This window comes from Sphingopyxis sp. 550A (genome assembly GCF_053569535.1).
In genome coordinates this window covers 4,356,924-4,369,405 of the sequence record NZ_CM131615.1, presented here as the reverse complement: position 1 = coordinate 4,369,405, position 12,482 = coordinate 4,356,924, and the positions used below count along the sequence as shown (strand labels likewise).

Genomic DNA, 12,482 nt, shown 5'->3' with positions numbered 1-12,482 from the left:
CCGGAGAAAAGCACAAATGACGTCGGCGCGCACCATCGCCTTCATCGTCGTCACCATCTTCATCGACGCGATCGGCTTCGGCATCATCATGCCGGTGCTGCCGCAACTCGTGATGGAGGTCGGGCGGATCGACCTGCCGCATGCGATCGAGGTCGGCGCGTGGATCGGGCTGGTGATGGCGGTCGCGACCTTCCTCGCCTCACCGCTGCTCGGCAACCTCTCCGACCGCTTCGGGCGGCGGCGGGTGCTGCTGCTCTCGCTCGGCGGGCTGGCGGCAGACTATACGCTGCTCACCGTCGTCGGCACGCTGCCCTGGCTGTTCGTCGCGCGGGCGCTGTCGGGCATCTTCGGCGGCAGCTATGCGGCGGCGCAGGCGGCGATCGCCGACATCACCGCGCCCGAAGAGCGCGCGCGCAACTTCGGCTTCGTCGGCGCGGCCTTCGGGGTCGGTTTCGTCGTCGGTCCGGCGATCGGCGGCTTCCTCGGCGAGCTCAGCCCGCGCGCGCCCTTCGTCGCGGCGGCGATCCTCGCCGCGGCGAACATGCTGTACGGCCTGATCGTCTTTCCCGAGACGCTGGCCGCCGGGCGCCGCCGCGCCTTCGACTGGCGACGCGCCAATCCGCTCGGCGCCTTCCGGACCTTGCGCGGTCTGCCCGGCATGGGCGGGGTCGCGGCGGTGCTGGTGCTGTGGCAGATCGCGAGCCTCGTCTATCCGATGACGTGGAGCTTCTATTGCATCGCGCAGCTCGGCTGGACACCGGGGATGATCGGCGCCAGCCTGGCGGCGGTCGGGGTCGCGATCGCGCTAGGGCAAATGCTCGTCGTCGGACCGATGGTCGCGCGCTTCGGCGAGCGCGACGCCGCGACCTTCGGCATCCTCGTCGCGGTCGCGGTCTATGTCGGCTATGCCTTCACCACCTCGACGATCGGCGCCTTCCTGCTGCTGATCCCCGTCGCGCTGCAGGCGCCGGTGCAGCCGTCGCTGATGGCGATGATGTCGCGCCGCGCGACCGCCGAAACGCAGGGCGAGGTGCAGGGGATTTCAGCGATGGCGATGGGGCTCGGCCAGCTCGCGGCACCGATCCTGCTCACCGGGACGATGGCCTATTTCACCGCCGACAAGGCGCCGGTGCATTTCCCCGGCGCGGCGTTCCTCGTCGCGGCGGTTTTCGGCCTGCTCGCGATTGCCATGCTCCGCCGCCTGCCGCGCGCGCTGCCGGCAGCGGCCGATCAGATGCCGCCGTCGGTCACCGCATAGCCGATCGCCTCGAACCCGGTCGTCAGCATCGCCACGCACGCCGCGACCGCGGCGCCGTCGGTCGAGCGGATGACGAAATTCGCCCCGACCTTCCCGTCGCGGAAGAAGGGATAGCTGCCGATCGCGACCCCCGGATGCTCCTTTTCGCCGAGGCGGAGCAGGTCGGCGATCTCGCTTTCGGGGGCCCAGGCGCCGATCGTGTGCGCGATCAGCGGCGCACCGCCCTCAAGCTCGCCGGTCAGCGCGTCGAGCATCCCGGCGGTGATGTGCGGCACCCCCGCCATGACGAAGAGATTGCCGATGCGGATGCCGGGCGCGCCCGACATGCGGTTCGGGATCAGGTCGGCGCCGTCGGGCACCCGCGCCATGCGCAGCCGCGCCTCGGTGAGCTCGCCGCCGCGCTTGCTGTAATAGCCTTCGAGGATCGCGCGCGCTTGCGGATGGATCACGACCCCGACGCCGAGCGCCTTGGCGACGGCGTCGACGGTGATGTCGTCGTGGGTCGGGCCGATGCCGCCGGTGGTGAAGACATAGTCGTAGCGCGCGCGGATGGCGTTCAGCGCATCGACGATCTCCGCCTCGACATCGGGGACGATGCGCACTTCGCGCAGGCGAATGCCCTGCACGTCGAGCCAGGTCGCGATCTGCGACACATTCTTGTCCTGCGTGCGGCCCGAGAGGATCTCGTCGCCGATCACCAGCACGGCGGCGGTCCAGATGCGTTCGTCGCTCATCGCTTTGCCTTAGCCTGCTGCCGTGACAAAACAAGGGTGCTGGAGGCAGGCTATCGTTCCTGTTATGTTCCAATCCGAATCGCAACCTTGGGAGAGCCGCGATGGCCGACGAGCTGATTTTCTATACCAACCCCATGTCGCGCGGGCAGATCGTCCGCTGGATGCTCGAAGAGGTGGGCGCGCCCTATGAAACGCAGATCCTGGGTTATGGCACCTCGATGAAGGATCCCGCCTATCTGGCGATCAATCCGATGGGCAAAGTTCCGGCTATCGTCCATGACGGCCGCACCGTCACCGAATGTGCGGCGATCTGCGCCTATCTGGCCGACGCGTTTTCGGCCGCGAGCCTCGCACCGGCGGCCGCCGACCGCGCCGATTATTACCGCTGGATGTTCTTTGCCGCGGGGCCGGTCGAACAGGCGATCACCGCGAAATCCTTCGGCATCGAACCCGACGCCGACCAGCAGCGGATGGCGGGCTTCGGTTCGCTCCCCGCCGTGCTCGACGCGCTGGAAGGCGCGGTCGCGGGCAAGGCGTTCGTCGCCGGCGATCGCTTCAGCGCCGCCGACGTCTATGTCGGCAGCCAGATCGACTGGGGCCTGCAGTTCGGCACCATCCCCTCGCGCCCGGCGTTCGAAGCCTATGTCGCCCCCTTGCGCGAGCGCGCGGGCTACCAGCGCGCAAAGGCGATCGACAATGCGCTGATCGCGGAGATGCAGGCGGCGAACCCGGCCTGAGCGGGCAATGGCAAGAGGCCGGAGGTGAAGGGGACGGCGATGAGATGAGAAACTGCCGTTCAAACAAGCCGGGGAGCAAGCGCGGCGATCAATTCTCGCGCTTCGTCCCTTTCATCCTCGGAAATGAAGGTCGATCCCACGGCTGACACAAGGCACCGTAATGCCAAGGACGGATTGGCCCTTACGCCCTCGCCGTCGATATAGCATTTCGCCAAATCCAGTTGCGCGCTTCCATCGCCGGCTTGTGCGGCTCGCTGGAACCACTGGAACGTCAAACGTCTATTGCCTGCCTCTCTGTAGAGAATGGCGATATTGTTGGCCGCAACGCATGAATGGCTTCGACGCCATGCTCTCCGATAGAGCTTCATGGCTCGCGGCTTGTCGGGCGCGACCCCCAAGCCGTGGTCGTAGATATAGGCCAGGCGCGTCAAGCACTCGACGCTTCCCAAATCCGCGCCGCGCTCGAACGAAGCACGCGCCAGATCGAAGTTGCCGCCTTCCTCCGCGGCATCGGCCAAACGGAACAGGAGATCGGTATCCGCCATCCGCGCATTCTGGCTTGTTAACCCCGTGTCGGCAATCGGGCAGTTCCAGCCATTCGCCGCTCGGGGCTTGACCCGTGACCGCACTTTCTGCGCGCATTGGCCGAGGACAAGGATGTCCGGTCGCGGTTGAAACTGCGACCCGCGCCCAAAGAAAAAGCCCGGCGGGGAGTGGAGCAAGATACTCTCAAGGGGTAAATCGGGTGGTCAGAAGACCTTCATGGATCAGGCGGAGCATTTGCCGTCCGTCGTGGCCAGGCACGATTATCAAATCCGGATACTTCTGGGCCAAATCGTGGATGGCTATCGTCTGGGCCATCAGGGCCGGGCGGTCGTCGTGGGTCTGGTCGCCATACCAGTCCGTTACATATCGCGACCGGATTCGTTTCAGCGTGACGTTGTCCAGAAGTGACGTCGTATCGCCGGTGAACAGATATTCGCGGCCATCGGCGCGCCGGACATATACCATCTGCGACCCGCTGGTGTGGCCCGGGGCTTTGATGAGGACCACGCCCGGCGCCAGCGCATGAAGCCGGTCATAGGAGAGGGGATGAAAGTTCAGCGCCGCAAGGTCGGGCCAATGCAGCGGCAGGCTGCCGGCCATATCCGCCGCCTGCTCGCTGGTCAGAACGGCCCGGCCGAAAAGCGCATCGCGATGCGGACTCTCGAGCAGGCCACCGATATGATCGGCATGTTCGTGCGTCACGACAATCGCGGATGCGCTTTCCATGGCCGGGACCAGACGTTTCCATGCCGCAGAATCATAGCTGGCCGCCTTGAATCTCTTTGCCAGGTCCGCCGAATTGGCGGTGTCGATGAGAATGGTTCGATCCGGGAACACAAGGCGGTAGCTGGCCCGCACCATATCGACTTTTCCCCAGCCCGTCCCGGAAACGATCGCGATCCTGGGCACCATCGTATGCGACAGGCGCTCAATCTCGATATGGTCGGGCCCTGCACCCGGAATCGTGCCGGAGACGCGTCGCAACTCGTCAAGATCGAGTGGGAATCGGGAATCGGGCGTCGCCTGATTGCTGTAGAAGAGCCAGAATAGTACTATCGCCAATGAGATCAGGATGATCGCGACGATTCCGCCCATCCATTTCAAGGCGCGTTTCATCCGCATATTCCTCTTGAAAAAGTTGCCTCGGGGTCATTCGGCGGAAAGCGGCAGGCCATCCACTCGCAGCGATCAAGGGTGTCAGCCCTCTCTCAAAGAAAAAGCCCGGCGGATCGCTCCGCCGGGCTCTTGTTTTTGCTTGCCGTCCGTCCGCTCAGTCGCGGCTGCCGAGCAGGTTGAGCAGGAAGGTGAACATGTTGACGAAGTCGAGGTAGAGCGTCAGCGCGCCCATCACCACCGACTTGCCGACGAAGTCGGTCCCGCGGACATAGAAATACATGCTCTTGATCTTCTGCGTGTCATAGGCGGTCAGGCCTGCGAACAGCAGCACGCCGATGATGCTGATCGCGAGGTTCAGCGCCGCCGACTGGACAAACATGTTGATGAGCAGCGCGACGAGGATGCCGACGACGCCCATGATCAGAAAGGTGCCGAAACCCGACAGATCCTTCTTGGTCGTATAGCCGTAGAGGCTGAGGCCGAGGAAGGCGGCCGCGGTCGCGAAGAAGGTCGTGGCGATCGAGGTCTGGGTAAAGGCCAGGAAGATCGTCGACATCGACAGGCCCATCACCGCAGCATAGGCCCAGAAGAGCATCTGCGCGGCGGTCGTCGACAGCTTGTTGATCCCGAAGCTCAGCACCATCACGAAGGCCAGCGGCGCCAGCATCACCACCCACATCAGCGGGCTGCCGACCAGCGACAGGGTGAAGCCCGAATTATAGGCCAGCATCGCGACGATGCCGGTCAGCAGCACGCCCGAGCCCATATAGTTGTAAACCGACAGCATGTACGACCGCAGGCCGGCGTCGACGGCCTGATCCATCGCGCTCGCGCTGCCAGGGAAGCCGGACGCCGCCATATTGGGGTCGTTCCAATTCGCCATTTCAAATCTCCATCACCGGCCGGACGATACCAGCCGTAGCGGCAATATCGGTATAATCGGCCTCTGTTTCAAGCAAAACCGGGTCGAGGGGCGAAACGGAGCGCGAAAGAGCCAAGGCGTCGACAAAAAGAGCCATGTGCTCCCGCGAAGGCGGGAGCCCATCTCCGGTCGGCGCTATCTGGAACCGACCGGAGATGGGTCCCCGCCTTCGCGGGGACACGCAAATTTCTCATTCAATATTTGTCATCCTCCGCGCCTCCGCGCGCATCCCGATCTCTCTCGGACCAGCCCCTCTGTTCCTACCCGCCCGAACCGCTTATGCTGCCCGCGCCATGTCCACCCACCGCCTGTTCGTCGCGCTGCGCCCGCCCCATCCGATCCGCGCGGCGCTGATCGCCGCGATGCACGGCATTTCGGGTGCGCGCTGGCAGGACGACGAGCAACTCCATCTGACGCTGCGCTTCATCGGCGAGGTCGACCGGCACCGGGCCGAGGACATCGCCGCGGCGCTCGGCGGCCTTCACGCGGCCGCGATTCCCGCGCGCATCGCCGGGGTCGGGCTGTTCGAGCGACAGGGGCGGCCGCATATGGTCTGGGCCGGGGTCGAGCCGCCCGCGCCGCTCGCGGCGCTGCACCGCAAGGTCGATCAGGCGCTCGCGCGCGTCGGGGTCGCGCCCGAGACACGCGCCTTCGTTCCGCATATCACGCTCGCGCGGCTGAACCGCGCATCGGGCCCGGTCGCCCCCTTCCTCGCGCAGAGCAGCGACCTCGCCAGCCCGCCGTTCCTGTTCGACCATGTCACCCTCTATGAAAGCGAGATGGGCCACGGCGGATCGCGTTATCACCCCGTCGCGCGCTATCCGCTCGAGGCCGAGGCGACGAGCGCCGACGCGACCGCGCTGACGTCGTCCCACGTCGCCGCGAAACCACCGTCGTCGCCATAATAGGGATCGGCGACGCTCTCGCCCGCGCGGTCGGGCACCAGGTCGAGCATCAGCGCCAGCGTCGCGGTCGCATCGGCGGGCCGGATCGCCCGCGCGTCGCTGAGATTGGCCGCGTCGGCGGCAAGAATCAGGTCGAAGCGGCGGAAATCGTCCGCCGAAAGCTGGCGCGCGCGCAGGTTCGAGATATCGACGCCGCGCCGCCGCGCCTCGGCCTGTGCGCGGGCGTCGGGGGGATGGCCGACGTGCCAGTCGCCGGTGCCCGCCGAATCGAGCGTCGCCTCGACCCCGGCGTCGGCGAAGGCGGCGCGCGCCGCCCCCTCGGCCAGCGGCGAGCGGCAGATGTTGCCCAGGCAGAGGAAGAGAATGGCGGGAGGATTTCGTCGATCGTCGTGCATGTCGCTCCTCGCGCGCAAAGGTGAACCGACTTTCAACTTGCGCCTTCGCCCGGCTCTGCTAGCCATGGCACAAACGATAAGAGAAGAGGGAGCGACTTGCCAGATGGCCGATAGCAATAGCGCGAGCGACGACGCGATTACCCCGCCGACCAAGGCGTCGCCCTATGCCTGGTATGCGCTCGGTATATTGTTCCTCGTCTATGTCCTCAATTTCATCGACCGGCAGATCATCACGATCCTCGCGCCCGACCTGAAGCGCGACCTCGGGCTCGACGACGCCGACATCGGCTTTCTCTATGGCACGGCATTCGCGGTCTTCTATGCGCTGTTCGGCATTCCGCTCGGCCGCCTCGCCGATGCCTGGCACCGCGTCCGGCTGCTGACCGTCGGGCTTGCGATCTGGTCGGCGATGACCGCGGTCTCCGGGCTCGCCGCGAATCGCTATCAGCTCGCGGCGGCGCGGATGGGGGTCGGCATCGGCGAGGCGACCGCCGGGCCCTCGGCCTATTCGCTGATCTCCGACCTGTTTCCCAAGAACATGCGCGGGACCGCGCTCGCCATTTATTCCGCCGGTCTCTATTTCGGCGGCGGTATTTCGCTGATGATCGGCGGCTTCATCGTCGAGGGCTGGAACGAGGCCTATCCGGACGGCGGCCCCTTCGGCCTCGTCGGCTGGCAGGCGGCGTTCATGGCGGTCGGCATCCCCGGCCTGTTGCTCGCGGCGTGGGTCGCGACGCTGCGCGAGCCGGTGCGCGGTCTTGTCGACGGCATTCCGACCCAGGCATCGCCGACGCCCTTCAAAGGCTTTTTCGAGGAATTGTTCGCGATCATTCCGCCGTTCACGCTGATCTCGGCGGCGCTGCGCGGTTCGCGGGCCTTTCTGATCAACGCCGGCGCGATTGCGATTTTGGGGCTTGTCGCGGCGGCGATGATTTCGCTCACCGGCGCGACGCTGCAATGGATATGCGTCGCCTTCGGCTATTATGCCGTTTTTTCCTGGGCGAGTTCGCTGAAAAGCCGCGACCGCCCGACCTTCGGGCTGATCTGGGAATCGAAGGCCTTTCTCGCGACGATCCTCGGCTATGGCACCGTCGCCTTCCTCTCCTATGCGTCGAGCGCCTTCGCGCCGATCTATGCGCTCGAGGTACTGGGCGAGGACGCGGGCACCGTCGGCCTGTGGGTCGGGGGCTGCGGCGCTCTCGCGGGCTTTCTGGGGGTGATCCTCGGCGGGCGCATGTCCGACTGGCTGCGGCAGCGAAACGAGGCAGGGCGCATCCTGGTCGTGATCTTCGGCCTGATCGCGCCGATCCTGCCGATCGTCGTCGCCTTCACCACCCAATCGGAGCCGGGGACCGGCGATTTCGTCCGTTTCGTCTTCTTCGCGTCGCTCGCGGGGCTGCTCGCGTCGAGCGCGCTCGGCGCCGCGGCGGCAACGACGCAGGATCTGGTGCTGCCGCGGATGCGCGGCACCGCGACCGCGACCTTCTTCCTCGCGACGACGCTCGTCGGGCTCGCACTGGGGCCTTATATGGCGGGACAGGTCTCGGCAATGACCGGTAGTCTGGCAACCGGCGTCTTGTCGACACTGGTCATCGTGCCGGCCGGGTTGGCCGCGTTGTTCATCGCCTATCGCAGCGTCCCCATCGCGGCCGCTTCGGTGGTCAAGCGCGCGCGGGACGCAGGCGAGTCCGTCTGACCCGCCCGCGTCGCCGTCATTTGGCGGTGGGAAGCTCGATCACACCGCAGGCGACGCGTGCGCCGCTGTTGCCGGCGGGGTCGGTCTTCATGTCATCGGGACCGGCGTGGATGACGAAAGCGGCGCCGTCGGCGTCGATCAGCCCGCCCTCGCCGGTCAGCCGCGTGCCGACGAGGTTCAGCGTCGCACGGCCGATCGCATCGGGTTCGATCACGAGATTCGGCAAGTCACCGTGATGCGCGCCCATCGGGTTGTCGCGGCCGTGCTGGGCGCCGGTCGGGTTCCAATGCGGACCCGCGCTGGTGAAACCGGGCGGCGTGCACTGCCCGACGGCGTGGATATGCATCCCATAGGTGCCCGGAGCAAAGCCGCGCGCGACGAGTTCGACGCGAAGGCCGGAGTCGGTCTTGTAGAAATCGGCGCGGCCGCGGTCGGCGCCGCGCGCATCGGTCAGCTGGGCCGAAGCGTCCGCCGCCGGAAGCTTCTGCACCGGCTTGCCGCCCATGGTCGCGCAGCCGGCGAGCGCCAGCGCGCCTGCCGCGCCCAGCACCGCCGCAAGCGTCCGTCCGTGACGTGAAGCAAGGATCATCTCTCGTCTCCATTTCTTTTGCGAATCCGGCGCGAGCACCGCGCCCTGCGATCCCCACGAGGATGCCTGCAAATTCCACCGCTTCCAAGCAGATAAGCCCAAGGCATCAACCACCGCCCGCCGAAAGCCGCATCCGCAGCCTTTTGAGCTCCTGCGGCGGGACGGGCGGCAACGCCGCGGCGGGCTTGCCTTCGCGCAGCCGCTTGCGGTCTTTTTCGGCCGGTTCGACGCGGCGGACGCGCACCGGCGCGTGGCCCTGCGCGCGGATGCCGAGCTGTTCGGCGGCGCCGCGCGACAGGTCGATGATCCGCCCGCCGCCGGCAAACGGCCCGCGATCGTTGACGCGCACGATGATCCGCCGCCCGGTGTCGAGCGCGGTTACTTCGACATAGGTCGGGAGCGGGAGCGTCGTATGCGCGGCGGTGATCCAGCCGGGCCGGAACTGCTCGCCGTTCGCGGTGCGGTTGCCCGATTCGTTGCCGTACCAGCTCGCGGTGCCGATCGCGTCATAGCCGGGCGCCGCCGCGGGCACATAGGTGGCGCCGCGCACCGTATAGGCAGGGCCGATCCGCACCGGCACGTCGCTGACGGGGCGAAAATTGCCCCCGGCGCAGGCGGAGAGCAGCAGCGCCGGGATCAGGGTCAGGGAGGAAAGCGGAAAGCGCCGGTTCATCGGGCATCTTGGTACAGGCAGCCCGCGCTGGGATAAAGTCCCTGTGTCTGCTTTGGGGTGGGAAGCGGACATCTACTAACGGCTCCCGTCATCCCGGCGAAGGCCGGGATCTCACCCTATCGCCATGTCGCACCGGCGAGATCCCGGCCTTCGCCGGGATGACGGGGTTCGGTCGAAACCCTCCATCCGATCACCCAAAAAGAAAGGGCCGCGAATCGCTTCGCGGCCCTTCCTTGAGCTTACGCTTCGGATCAAGGATCAGAAGACGCGCGCATATTGTTCGTTGCCGACGAAGCCCAGCTTGCCGACGCCGCTGCGCTTCACGACCGCCATCACGCGATCGACGGTGATATACCGCGCATAGGGATCGGGCTGAACCTGCAATTCGGGTTCGACCGGCAGCGCCTTGGTCTGTTCCAGAAATTGCGCGAGCTGCGCCAGATCGACGGGCGAACCGTTCCACGCGATCGTCCCCGCGGGATCGATGGTGATCTTGTTCTTTTCCGGATCGACGTTGTTCTTCGCGTCGGTCGGAACCGGCAAGTCGATCTTCACCGCGTGGGTCTGGACCGGGAGGGTGATGATGAACATGATGAGGAGCACGAGCATGACGTCGATCAGCGGCGTCGTGTTCATGTCCATCATCGGTTCGTTTTCGTCCCGATCTCCAACTGCCATAGACATAGAGGTCTATTCCTTCATTCTCGCCGGGCGCCCTTACAGGCGGCCCAGCGTGCCCGAGCCAGCAACCGGTTCGGAAATGAACCCGATCTTCTGGAAACCGGCATATTGCATCGTATAGATCACGCCGCCGATGCACTGGTACGGCGTGTTGACGTCGCCGCGGATATGCACTTCGGGGAAGTTATCTTCGGTGATATTCTGCACGCCGCCGATATCCGCGATCAGCTTTTCGAGCTTCTTCTGCCCGAGATCGAGCAGTTGCTTGGAATCGACGGGCGTCTGGCCCCAGTAAACTTCACATGCCGAACTGTCGGCATTGGGCAAGCCATCGCCATCGGTATCCGCCGAGCGGACCGACAGGTTGACGTTTTCGGGCTTCGTCGTCGTCGGCTCAAAGACCACGTCGGGCAGCTTGAGCTCCACCGTCTTCAGCACCACGGGAACCGTGATGAGGAAGATGATGAGCAGCACAAGCATGATGTCCACGAGCGGGGTCGTGTTGATGTCCGACATCGGGGCATCTTCGCCCTTGTCGCCTACACTCATCGCCATAGGATTAGCATCCTGTCACAAAATTACTGTCATGGAGCGAAGCGGAGGCCGCCTGGCGCCCGCGTCGTCCAGCGGCCCCGTACGCACCGCCCAAGGGGCGACGGCACGGGGCCCGCAGACTTACGCCTTCTTCGGCGCGGCAGCCGGAGCGGCCTTGGCCGGAGCAGCCACCACGGCCGGCTTCACCTGGCCACCCGACATGATCGAGCCGAGCACATCGTTCGAGAAGGTCGACAGGCGACGCGCGATCGACTTGTTGCGGCTCTGAAGCCAGTTGAACGCGAGCACCGCGGGAACCGCCACGATCAGACCGATGGCGGTCATGATGAGCGCTTCACCGACCGGGCCGGCGACGGTGTCGATCGAGGCCTGGCCCGACGCGCCGATCTTCACGAGGGCGCGCAGAATGCCGATAACGGTCCCGAACAGACCGACGAACGGAGCGGTCGAGCCGACGGTCGCGAGGAAGGCGAGGCCGCCGTTGAGCTTCGAGTTGATGTGGTTCTGCGAACGCTCGAGCGTGCCGTGCATCCAGTCATGCGATTCGACGGGATCGGTCAGCTTGTTATGCTCTTCGTTGGCGCGCAGACCGTCTTCGACGACCTGGCGATAGGCGCTGTTCTTTTCGAGCTTCGAAACGCCGTCGGCGAGCGTCGGGGCGCGCCAGAAGTTCGCGTCGACCGCCTTGCCCTGGTTGATCACCTTATTCTGTTCGAACAGCTTGGTGAACAGGATGTAGAGCGTGCCGACGAACATGATCAGCAGGACCAGGAAGGTGACCTGCGACACGATGCCGCCTTCGCACAGGGCGGGCAGCAGGCCGTAGGGGTTCTGGCCTTCCTTCACGACGCAGACCGACGCGGGAAGGAGCGACATCCCCGCTTCGTGGGCCGGAGCCGCAGCGCCCGCGGCAGCGTTTGCAATCAGGTTAAACATGGTGGTTATTCCCTCTCAAAATATTCAAAACGGTATGAAAAGACTGAAATATGCGAGTTCCCGGCGGCGAATCACTTCGGAATCCGCCACGTGATTGTGCTACTGAAGCTCCCGCCTGAGGGGTTACCTGCACGATCCTTGCCCGGGGTGAACCGCGCACGCCGCATAATGAGCTTGCAGGTCAGATCATCGAGATCGGCATGGCCGCTTGACGAAGTGACGTCGCAGCCCGTCGGCTTGCCGCTCACATCATACGCGACCCGGAATCCCGTTCTGCCCTGACGTTCCTCGCGGAGAGCACGCGCCGGATAGTCGTCGGAACTCGCCCAGTTGCTGGGGTTGCCCTTCGGCTTGCCGGGCGCGCTCATGTCCGGAGCCGGCGGAGGCGCCGGCGGAGCCGCGATCGGGGGGATCGGCAGCGGCGGACGCGGGGGCGCCTCGGGCACCGACGACACCTGGTTCGACGTGTTCGGCGGCGGAATCGGCGACGGCGGCGTCACCACCGGTGGCGGCGGCGGCAGCTTGTTATCCGGCGGCGGCGGCGGCGGGGGTTCCTCCGGCGGCGGCGGCTCTTCGACGTCCACCACGTCCAATTTCTCGGCGAGCTTCTTGACGATGCTGATGTTCAGACCATTCACTAGGCCGTAGCCCAGCAAAGCCGTGAACAAGCCCACCAAGACAATCGCCACTACCCTGTTTTTAGGGTCGACATTATCACCATAAGCCATTCAGGGACGAC

The 12,482-nt window shown here is 65.5% G+C and carries 16 protein-coding genes; 4 read left to right on the top strand and 12 right to left on the bottom strand.

From position 1 onward, the window contains the following. Positions 1 to 16: 16 nt before the first annotated feature. On the top strand, positions 17 to 1,258 hold the full coding sequence (locus ACVENA_RS21215; protein ID WP_449326955.1) for an MFS transporter: 1,242 nt from the start codon (positions 17 to 19) through the stop codon (positions 1,256 to 1,258). Here ACVENA_RS21215 and ACVENA_RS21210 read toward each other — a convergent pair. Continuing rightward, entirely contained in the window at positions 1,231 to 1,992 is a 762-nt protein-coding gene (locus ACVENA_RS21210) for a competence/damage-inducible protein A (RefSeq protein WP_449326954.1), read from the bottom strand. The genes ACVENA_RS21215 and ACVENA_RS21210 overlap by 28 nt on opposite strands. A 101-nt stretch (positions 1,993 to 2,093) precedes the next feature. On the opposite strand from ACVENA_RS21210, the gene ACVENA_RS21205 reads away from it, so the two are divergent. After that, entirely contained in the window at positions 2,094 to 2,729 is a 636-nt protein-coding gene (locus tag ACVENA_RS21205) for a glutathione S-transferase family protein (protein ID WP_449326953.1), read from the top strand. A gap of 59 nt (positions 2,730 to 2,788) precedes the next feature. Here the strand turns inward: ACVENA_RS21205 and ACVENA_RS21200 are convergent, their stop codons facing one another. From ACVENA_RS21200 to ACVENA_RS21185, 4 genes are all read right to left on the bottom strand, one after another. After that, a complete protein-coding gene (locus tag ACVENA_RS21200) occupies positions 2,789 to 3,274 on the bottom strand; it encodes a tetratricopeptide repeat protein (RefSeq protein ID WP_449326952.1) in 486 nt (161 codons plus the stop codon). Positions 3,275 to 3,458: 184 nt separating this feature from the next. Beyond that, complete coding sequence (locus tag ACVENA_RS21195; protein ID WP_449326951.1) at positions 3,459 to 4,391, bottom strand: MBL fold metallo-hydrolase; 933 nt, start codon at positions 4,389 to 4,391, stop codon at positions 3,459 to 3,461. Positions 4,392 to 4,545: 154 nt separating this feature from the next. Further along, positions 4,546 to 5,274 carry a Bax inhibitor-1/YccA family protein gene (locus tag ACVENA_RS21190; RefSeq protein ID WP_297662415.1) on the bottom strand — a complete coding sequence of 243 codons (729 nt, stop codon included), beginning with the start codon at positions 5,272 to 5,274 and terminating at the stop codon, positions 4,546 to 4,548. A 1-nt stretch (position 5,275) separates the two neighbouring features. After that, positions 5,276 to 5,410, bottom strand: coding sequence for a hypothetical protein (locus ACVENA_RS21185; RefSeq protein WP_449326950.1), 135 nt, complete (start codon positions 5,408 to 5,410; stop codon positions 5,276 to 5,278). A 196-nt stretch (positions 5,411 to 5,606) separates the two neighbouring features. On the opposite strand from ACVENA_RS21185, the gene thpR reads away from it, so the two are divergent. Beyond that, complete coding sequence (gene thpR, locus ACVENA_RS21180; RefSeq protein WP_449326949.1) at positions 5,607 to 6,218, top strand: RNA 2',3'-cyclic phosphodiesterase; 612 nt, start codon at positions 5,607 to 5,609, stop codon at positions 6,216 to 6,218. Here the strand turns inward: thpR and ACVENA_RS21175 are convergent. Next, positions 6,131 to 6,613 (bottom strand): low molecular weight protein-tyrosine-phosphatase, encoded by a 483-nt coding sequence (locus ACVENA_RS21175; RefSeq protein ID WP_449326948.1) that lies wholly within the window; start codon positions 6,611 to 6,613, stop codon positions 6,131 to 6,133. The two genes, thpR and ACVENA_RS21175, sit on opposite strands and share 88 nt — an antisense overlap. A gap of 103 nt (positions 6,614 to 6,716) precedes the next feature. On the opposite strand from ACVENA_RS21175, the gene ACVENA_RS21170 reads away from it, so the two are divergent. Continuing rightward, positions 6,717 to 8,309 (top strand): spinster family MFS transporter, encoded by a 1,593-nt coding sequence (locus ACVENA_RS21170; protein WP_449326947.1) that lies wholly within the window; start codon positions 6,717 to 6,719, stop codon positions 8,307 to 8,309. Positions 8,310 to 8,325: 16 nt separating this feature from the next. Here ACVENA_RS21170 and ACVENA_RS21165 read toward each other — a convergent pair whose 3' ends face one another. The 6 genes from ACVENA_RS21165 to ACVENA_RS21140 all read right to left on the bottom strand — a co-directional run bounded on the left by ACVENA_RS21165 (position 8,326) and on the right by ACVENA_RS21140 (position 12,471). Next, positions 8,326 to 8,898, bottom strand: coding sequence for a superoxide dismutase family protein (locus ACVENA_RS21165; RefSeq protein WP_449326946.1), 573 nt, complete (start codon positions 8,896 to 8,898; stop codon positions 8,326 to 8,328). A 106-nt stretch (positions 8,899 to 9,004) separates the two neighbouring features. After that, entirely contained in the window at positions 9,005 to 9,571 is a 567-nt protein-coding gene (locus ACVENA_RS21160) for a septal ring lytic transglycosylase RlpA family protein (RefSeq protein WP_449326945.1), read from the bottom strand. Between the two features lie 258 nt (positions 9,572 to 9,829). Then, entirely contained in the window at positions 9,830 to 10,255 is a 426-nt protein-coding gene (locus tag ACVENA_RS21155; RefSeq protein WP_257546501.1) for an ExbD/TolR family protein, read from the bottom strand. 33 nt (positions 10,256 to 10,288) lie between these two features. Continuing rightward, positions 10,289 to 10,807: an ExbD/TolR family protein gene (locus ACVENA_RS21150; protein ID WP_257546503.1), complete on the bottom strand. Its 519-nt coding sequence runs from the start codon at positions 10,805 to 10,807 to the stop codon at positions 10,289 to 10,291. Positions 10,808 to 10,927: 120 nt separating this feature from the next. Continuing rightward, positions 10,928 to 11,683, bottom strand: a complete 756-nt coding sequence (locus ACVENA_RS21145) for a MotA/TolQ/ExbB proton channel family protein (protein WP_257551551.1) — start codon at positions 11,681 to 11,683, stop codon at positions 10,928 to 10,930. Positions 11,684 to 11,814: 131 nt separating this feature from the next. After that, positions 11,815 to 12,471 (bottom strand): energy transducer TonB, encoded by a 657-nt coding sequence (locus ACVENA_RS21140; RefSeq protein ID WP_449326944.1) that lies wholly within the window; start codon positions 12,469 to 12,471, stop codon positions 11,815 to 11,817. Positions 12,472 to 12,482 lie beyond the last annotated feature (11 nt).

Coding starts and splice junctions, on each gene's coding strand:
- ACVENA_RS21215 (WP_449326955.1), top strand. CDS start 17: ATGACGTCGGCGCGCACCATCGCCTTCATCGTCGTCACCATCTTCATC.
- ACVENA_RS21210 (WP_449326954.1), bottom strand. CDS start 1,992: ATGAGCGACGAACGCATCTGGACCGCCGCCGTGCTGGTGATCGGCGAC.
- ACVENA_RS21205 (WP_449326953.1), top strand. CDS start 2,094: ATGGCCGACGAGCTGATTTTCTATACCAACCCCATGTCGCGCGGGCAG.
- ACVENA_RS21200 (WP_449326952.1), bottom strand. CDS start 3,274: ATGGCGGATACCGATCTCCTGTTCCGTTTGGCCGATGCCGCGGAGGAA.
- ACVENA_RS21195 (WP_449326951.1), bottom strand. CDS start 4,391: ATGAAACGCGCCTTGAAATGGATGGGCGGAATCGTCGCGATCATCCTG.
- ACVENA_RS21190 (WP_297662415.1), bottom strand. CDS start 5,274: ATGGCGAATTGGAACGACCCCAATATGGCGGCGTCCGGCTTCCCTGGC.
- ACVENA_RS21185 (WP_449326950.1), bottom strand. CDS start 5,410: ATGGCTCTTTTTGTCGACGCCTTGGCTCTTTCGCGCTCCGTTTCGCCC.
- thpR (WP_449326949.1), top strand. CDS start 5,607: ATGTCCACCCACCGCCTGTTCGTCGCGCTGCGCCCGCCCCATCCGATC.
- ACVENA_RS21175 (WP_449326948.1), bottom strand. CDS start 6,613: ATGCACGACGATCGACGAAATCCTCCCGCCATTCTCTTCCTCTGCCTG.
- ACVENA_RS21170 (WP_449326947.1), top strand. CDS start 6,717: ATGGCCGATAGCAATAGCGCGAGCGACGACGCGATTACCCCGCCGACC.
- ACVENA_RS21165 (WP_449326946.1), bottom strand. CDS start 8,898: ATGATCCTTGCTTCACGTCACGGACGGACGCTTGCGGCGGTGCTGGGC.
- ACVENA_RS21160 (WP_449326945.1), bottom strand. CDS start 9,571: ATGAACCGGCGCTTTCCGCTTTCCTCCCTGACCCTGATCCCGGCGCTG.
- ACVENA_RS21155 (WP_257546501.1), bottom strand. CDS start 10,255: ATGTCTATGGCAGTTGGAGATCGGGACGAAAACGAACCGATGATGGAC.
- ACVENA_RS21150 (WP_257546503.1), bottom strand. CDS start 10,807: ATGGCGATGAGTGTAGGCGACAAGGGCGAAGATGCCCCGATGTCGGAC.
- ACVENA_RS21145 (WP_257551551.1), bottom strand. CDS start 11,683: ATGTCGCTCCTTCCCGCGTCGGTCTGCGTCGTGAAGGAAGGCCAGAAC.
- ACVENA_RS21140 (WP_449326944.1), bottom strand. CDS start 12,471: ATGGCTTATGGTGATAATGTCGACCCTAAAAACAGGGTAGTGGCGATT.